General features: G+C 39.8%; 5 protein-coding genes. 1 reads left to right on the top strand and 4 read right to left on the bottom strand.

The genetic code is table 11. The features are described from left to right. Nucleotides 1–45 precede the first annotated feature (45 nt). From B2W36_RS16365 to B2W36_RS16355, 3 genes are all read right to left on the bottom strand, one after another. Entirely contained in the window at nucleotides 46–417 is a 372-nt protein-coding gene (locus tag B2W36_RS16365; protein ID WP_293880373.1) for a response regulator, read from the bottom strand. A gap of 217 nt (nucleotides 418–634) precedes the next feature. Further along, complete coding sequence (locus B2W36_RS16360) at nucleotides 635–1,474, bottom strand: helix-turn-helix domain-containing protein (protein ID WP_293888766.1); 840 nt, start codon at nucleotides 1,472–1,474, stop codon at nucleotides 635–637. 143 nt (nucleotides 1,475–1,617) lie between these two features. Continuing rightward, entirely contained in the window at nucleotides 1,618–3,801 is a 2,184-nt protein-coding gene (locus B2W36_RS16355; RefSeq protein ID WP_293888764.1) for an ATP-binding protein, read from the bottom strand. A 278-nt stretch (nucleotides 3,802–4,079) separates the two neighbouring features. Between B2W36_RS16355 and B2W36_RS16350 the strand changes: the two genes are divergently transcribed. Further along, entirely contained in the window at nucleotides 4,080–4,328 is a 249-nt protein-coding gene (locus B2W36_RS16350) for a hypothetical protein (RefSeq protein ID WP_209579862.1), read from the top strand. Nucleotides 4,329–4,497: 169 nt separating this feature from the next. Here the strand turns inward: B2W36_RS16350 and B2W36_RS16345 are convergent, their stop codons facing one another. Further along, nucleotides 4,498–6,657 (bottom strand): TonB-dependent siderophore receptor, encoded by a 2,160-nt coding sequence (locus B2W36_RS16345; RefSeq protein WP_293888759.1) that lies wholly within the window; start codon nucleotides 6,655–6,657, stop codon nucleotides 4,498–4,500. Between the last annotated feature and the right edge of the window lie 411 nt (nucleotides 6,658–7,068).

Raw genomic sequence — 7,068 nt, 5'->3', positions numbered from 1 at the left:
TGTCATTTTGAGACAGCCTCTTCTTAATTGAATACAAATAGTATATCAGCGATATGATGGTCGACTCAATTTATCGACCAATAAGAATAGATCGTCCAATTCAAATGGTTTGGACAAAAAGGCGTCGGCCCCACATTCTAAAGCAATCTGTTTGCCGTGCGACTTCGCAGACATCAAGATTACCGGAAGATCGGCGTGTTTCTCCGAATTTCTGAGCTCGCGTACAATATCGTCACCAGCTATCCAAGGCATATCAATATCCAATATTAAAATATCAGGGTATACTTCGTCAACCATGGCCACAAGTTCCCTGCTCTTTGAAACAAGATAGACATTGCTTCGTTCATTTTTTAAAGCCAGCTCCAATACGTTAAGGATGAGCGCGTCATCGTCACAAATAACAATTTTCTTTTTCATTTTTTGATTGTTTATAAACACCGCAATGATTGAAAAATATGGTCTTGGAGAGAATTAAAAAAATAGACCTAAGCTGGGCAGATAATTGGTTACCAAACCTTTTATATCATCTTTCTTTGAGATTTCGACAAGGTAGTCAATTTATGGGATAAACAACTGCTTTATTTATTAAATATTGCTATCACCCACGTCCGACGCTGGTGATAGCGTTGTTTAATCAAATAATGGAAATCCGAAAATCGAGCGGGGTAATTTGTGTTTTTCTTTTGAACAATCGCGTTAGCGACTGCGGATGCTCAAACTTCATTCTTTCCGCTATTTCCGCAACAGAAAGATCCGTTTCGGCCAATAGCTGCTTGGCAACGGCAACTATAAAATTTTCAATATGATACTGTGCTGTCTTTCCCGATACTTTTAGCGAGATGTCATTAAGAAATCGTGCTGTACAATTTAGTTTTTTCGATAATGATGTCGCGGTCGGTGGCGCTAACATACAACGTCGCTCCTGGTCGAAAAATGTATCCAGCTCCTTTAAGAGTTGACACTGCAATGCATTAATTTCATCCGATTTATCTTCCATGAAGCGTTGGTAAAGCCTTTGCATATGGTATAACAATAGATTCAGATAGGACGCGATTATTGTCGAATGAATTTCACTTTGTGGCATTTTGGTCTCTTCAACCAATAGGTTGAAGAGTTTAGCAATAAGATGGTGATCGTTGTCTTTTAAAACCAATGATTCCTGCATTGAGTATTCCAGAAATCCAAGATCCTTTAATCTGTTCCGCAGGCTGTAGCCTTTAAAAAGATCCGATCGAAAGGCAAAATAAGCGCCTTTTTTCAAATACCCTTTTATTTCGGAGGCCGGAAAATAATACTGATTGAAGAATAATAATTTGTTGTACTCTTCATCTCCATCGTTAAATGCTCCATAAACGATTATGAAGCATTTATCTTCAATCAGTTTTTGAGCAGCATTTAGAAATTCATCATCATGATCGAAATCGTCAAAATAATAGGTATGATTTAATTTAAAAGCATATTGCAGTTCACTCATCTTGTCGGCACTCAGCATATATAATTATGTAATGGGTATAAATTATCAAGGTAATGATGCTAAAAAAGTCTCATTATCCTTATGAACCCATACATAATAGCGATTGTTTCCGTTTTTTCAAAATATCATCGTATCCATCGTCACTATATAGCTACAGCAACATCATTGAAGGTGACTGAAAAAGTAGTACCGATGCCAAGTTCACTTTCCACATGTAACGTTGCATTGAGCTTATTAGCAATTTGCTTCACAATGGATAGACCAATGCCCGAACCTTCATAACCTTCGGTATTTGACATACGCCCAAAAATTTCAAAAATTCTTTCACTCTCCTTCAGATCTATACCAATTCCATTATCTTTTACATCATAACGAACGGTATCCCCCTCTCTAACGCTATTGACAGTGACTTTTGGATTTTCCTTCTTACTGCTGTATTTTATTGCATTGCCGATAAGATTCAGAAACAATTGATATATCAAGGTTCTCTCCCCCATAATCGGTAATGTTTGTCCCATTTTAAATTCCAAATGGGTTACCTGATATTGCTGCTTGCAATTCTCAACGATATTAAGAATCTTTGACCGCGGATTGATCGGCTCAAAGACAAAGTCAACATGGTTTACCTTAGACATTTGGTAAACTTTGTCCATCATATCATTCATAAGTTGCGTTCCTTCCAAGATATTTTTCATTGACTTTTCGAGAAACTCCCGAGAGACATCCTTTTTATACAGCAACATCTGAGCCGTTAGCTGAATGGTAGTCAATGGATTTTTAAGATCGTGGGTCAACGTGTACCCAAATGTATCAAGAGCATTATTAGAGCGCACCAGTTCCTTGTTAAGTTTGTCAATTTCTCCCCCGCGCTGCGCAATCGACTGCTGAATGATATGCGTAATGTTTTCAATAAAAGCAAGTTCTGACGGACGCCATTTTTCGGCTTTCCCTTTTGTAATCTTCTTCCAGGCTTCAAACGAAGTGCGTGGCGAAGGAAAAGCGATCTTTTTTTCTGCGTCAATCTGCATCACTTTTTCTGGTTTCCCTGCCCATACTTCTTCAATCAAACGCTCCTTCCTAAAAATATATAAGTACCAATTCGTTACAGGCAAAATACTAATACGCAAGACACCGGGAAAAACCTCCACATCGTCACCAAAGCCAGTACACTTAAATCTATTAGTGACGAAAAACTCCTTAGTTCCAATCTCTTCATCGATCTTTTTAAGAATCTTTTTGTCAGGCACCTCACCAACAGTCATGGTCGCACGATCACGTTTAATGATGAGCCCCTGCCCATTCATGACCTCCATGATCCGCGTTGCATAATTCTCCAACACATCATACAAGTCACGTTTAACCAACAAATCACTTTTTAAACTATGCTCCAGCTGAGACAGGCTTTTATGCATACGAACTTGTTCTTTCTGGAAATCTGCAAGGTAACGGTTTACGGCATATTGAGTGAGCAATGTACATAAATGACGCTGCGAGAGATCCACATGCATAGGCTCCCGATGCTGACAGGCAACGAGTCCCCAGAGTTCATCATCGACAATGATACTAAAGCTGGCACTGGCCTTTACGCCGGCATTTTTAAGGTATTGCAAATGCATGGGTGAAAGCGCCCTTAAGCTACAACGTGTCAGATCAAAATTTTCTGCAGCCTTGCCCAGGATTGGAATTGCTCGCTCATCCACATCAGCCGTGTGCCGCGCATGGAAGATACGGTAAAGTTCCCGAGCCTGTGCTGGAATATCAAACTCCGGATACCGATAGTTTAACAGCGATTCTAATTCCTCGCTCCTGCTTTCCGCAATCACCTGACCGCTATTATCCTCCATAAAACGATAAATCATCACCCTATCAAAGTGGATGATATCCTTTATCAGTTCCGTCAGTGCCTGCCAGCAAGATTTACCTTCACGTTGATCTTCCAGATGCTTCGCGTAGTAGTATAATTTGGTTGTCTTTACGGCTTGGGAATTACAGTCTTCAATCTCAAGATATATTTTTCCATCATACCGATATAAACTGAGAAAATAATCTTGCTGATGAATCGTCACACGCTCGACAAATCTAGCAAATAGACTTTGGGAAACTGCCTGTTCAATTTTATCTCCACGAAGTCCAAACGACGGCGCGACATGATCCAGAACAGCTTCAACGGTCATACCTAACACCGTAGGATATGCTGCCCCCATAATCACTGCACAATTTTCACTTACAACGGCACACTTATCATCCTCGAAGATAAATAGATAGCCAAAAGACTGAATATTACCACAAAGATGAATCTTTTCATCATGACAATTAACTTCACGCATACACCTACTATTTCATTAAATAAAAATATGGTAAAATCAATAGTCTTATTCTCCATCAACGCTATCATATCATGCTAAATTAATAAAAATTTTTAGAATGTTAAACTATCCTATTTACACCACAAACACATGCGAAAATCTTGATCCATTCCGAGGCAATTCTACACCGAAAAACGCACTACATTAGGCATCTTTACCTGCAATTGTAACAATGGCGTTAGCATAGTTTATGGCTTAGATACAAGAACTTTCATATTTTTTTTGTATATTGTCTCACTATGAAAATAGTAGATATAACAAAAGACACGCTAATCAGTGCTCAGAAAGAAGGATTTACCGTATTGATAACAAAATTTAATTCAGATCCTTTAAACCCAACGTGGATTGTCGATAAGGTTGAAAAAGACAAGATAGAATCGAGCAAAAAAATACTGAGCGAAAACTACCAATTATGCTATTCCATTAAAGAAGCGATAATGACAGTTGATAGCCGCCCGTTTATTGGGAAATTACAGCTGAATAACTAATCGCATTTAATGTATTTATAATTTCTAACGTATCATTTTAAGCCTTGATAGCTAAGGCACTAAATACAATTATTCATTTCTATCTCAGTCAATCACCCAAGCTATTGACTGGGATAGAAATTAACATCAATGCTATAAATAATTGGAGCATTGCCTTTAGATTTAGCCGTTAAAAGTGCAGCGACATCGACAAGATGCACTGGCGCAGGTTGCCTGGGGTGATAAAGCCTCTCCCCCCATAATAATAGCGAGTATCAAATAGATTATCGGCAGTCAGATTACATTTAAGTTGTCGGTATGCATAACCAATGTTACCATTGCAAAGGATATAGGCATCAGTATAAAAACTCCCGGCACTTTGGCTGTTGATGATTAGATCTCGTCCCACATAGTTCCCCCCGAATCCCACATTCCACTTACTTTCTTTGGCGACAAGCCGTTCATAACTCACATACCAAGTGGAAGACCATTTGGGCCCAGCATTCACCGGTCTCAAACCCTCTACCGCGGCGTCAGCAACCGTTATTTTGCTTATGTTGTGCGCGCCACCTGCATGTATAAAGAGATTGGGTAAGGGTTCTGCCTGTATATCAAGCTCCAGACCGCGGCTATATTGTCGCCCCCCCTGTGTATACTTAGTGGCATCATTAGGATCTGTCATCACCGTGTTGCGTACGTTGATGGCATAATAACTCAATGTCAAGTCAAGTGCATTACCAGGAACCGCTATTTTAACGCCAGATTCTAGCTGACTACCGTATTGCGGTTTGAAATTATACAAAACACCATTTGTACTCGTTGGCGCGAGATTTTGAAAGCCGCTCATATAATTCCCAAAAAATGTCGCCACTTTTGGAAGAAGCTGATAAGTGAACCCTATCTTTGGGGTAATGGTTGATTGTTTATAATCCGCAGTAGTCGTGCCTGTCAGCAAATCTTTCGTCCCCAAATTGATCAGTCTATCATACCGCGCACTGAGCATCAATGTCAATGCATCGGTTGGATGGATAACATCTGAGATATAAGCCGAATAACTGTTTTGCGGAGCAACGGAATTGCTGGGATGTTTAGAAAGCATAAGATTACGGATCAGGTCTGCATGCAATGAATTTGCTCCGGCCAAAGGATTGGCCATGAATATCGTATCTACATAACCGGCATTTTTATAATTTGCAGCATAGCTATAGCGGTGGTAGTCAAGACCGACCAGCAATTTATTTTCCAGCCCCCTTATATTAAAATGACCGATAAAGTTTTGTTGCACCTGATAATTACGCATACCCTCCTCATCATAGTGCAATACCCTCCTCGCTACGGCAGTATTATTTTTGACCAATAAATTTGTTTGATAATCGCCGCTCGATGTACTGTTTGTACTTGCAAAGTTTGTTTCAGACTGCCAATCCGGCGAAATAGCGTAACTTATCTTTGCGTAAAAATTCAGTGAAGACGTTTGCCATAGCAAAGTGTTGTCGGTGTAAGATTTAAAGTAGTCCAAATTCAGGTCGTTGGAATGCTCAACATTGATCAAGCTTCCACCGACGAGCGGATTTGCTGGCGTAAATAAAGGACTATTTGTCGTATTTCTTCGCAAGAATTCTGCCTCTAACCTCACCTTAAGATCCGGACTTAACTGATAACTAAAACTCGGAGCGAGAAAAATACTTTTGTTTATTCCTGCATCCTGAAAACTCTTTCGCGACGTATAGGTACCAAACATTCTGAACAGCGACTTATGGGTTGCATCTAAATGCGTATTTAGGTCGATACCGATGCGCTGCAAAGCATTGTTGCCTGTAGTCAGCGAAAAATTCATAAAGCTACTATCAACGGGTACATACGTCAGTACATTGATCAGTCCGCCAAAAGCCATGTTTGTTCCTCCAAACAAAGTACCGCTCGGTCCCTTTATCACATCAATTTGCTGGATATTGCTATTTTCATCACTATACTGTAAATAAGCATTCAAGCCATTTCTAAAATTGCTCCGCGTCCGAAATCCACGAACAGTAAAGTAAGGCGCTACTCCGGCCCAGCTTGGTGTTACACCCGCCGCATTTGATAGCATCGCCGACTGGGTTGTGTAGTTTCTATTTTTAGTTAGACGTTTACCCACGCTCGCAGTTACCTGTGGATTTTCGTAGTCAGGGATATTCATGCGGGCAGACTGGAAGCTGGCTTTATCTTTGGCGCTGAACCGTGCGTTGATATAAACAGAGTCAAGCTGTTTGGGCAATAGTGAATCTTTGTATTGCGCCCTTGCAGTGCTGCTACAAATGGTTATTAAAAGCGTAAACATGAATGCGTACGCTAAATATATCGTTTTCAAAAGCATTATAAGTTAAAGTGGACCAATAATAAATGTGGATTAAAACTAGAATACAGTATAGCGGATTCCGGACAAACCGAAAGTCGTCATAAAGAATTATAGATTTTATCTCAAAAAAATGGGATAATCTGGTAGAATTAAGCTAATAAAGAGATGGGTGGTCTGAGTATTTTATGAAAGAAATCAAACTTAATAAACAAGGTCGACCGCGCCTTGCCAACAGAGCGCTCAGACTTTGGGGTAAACATTTTTGGCAAAATTGTAGGAAAATAATGGTGACAGAAAAAAACCGGCGTTTTTGAGAAATATTCGTGAACATCTTTCTCCCGTTGCGCTTCCTTTTTCAACATACGCATAAGAAAGCATTTACCATCACAGTGTAAGGATGGCTTACCTTTATTGATACAATAG

Origin of the sequence: Sphingobacterium sp. UBA3549, assembly GCF_002376635.1 — a bacterium.
GTDB lineage: Bacteria > Bacteroidota > Bacteroidia > Sphingobacteriales > Sphingobacteriaceae > Sphingobacterium.
The sequence above is the reverse complement of the archived record's forward strand: the minus strand, read 5'-3'. Positions and strand labels throughout refer to the sequence as shown.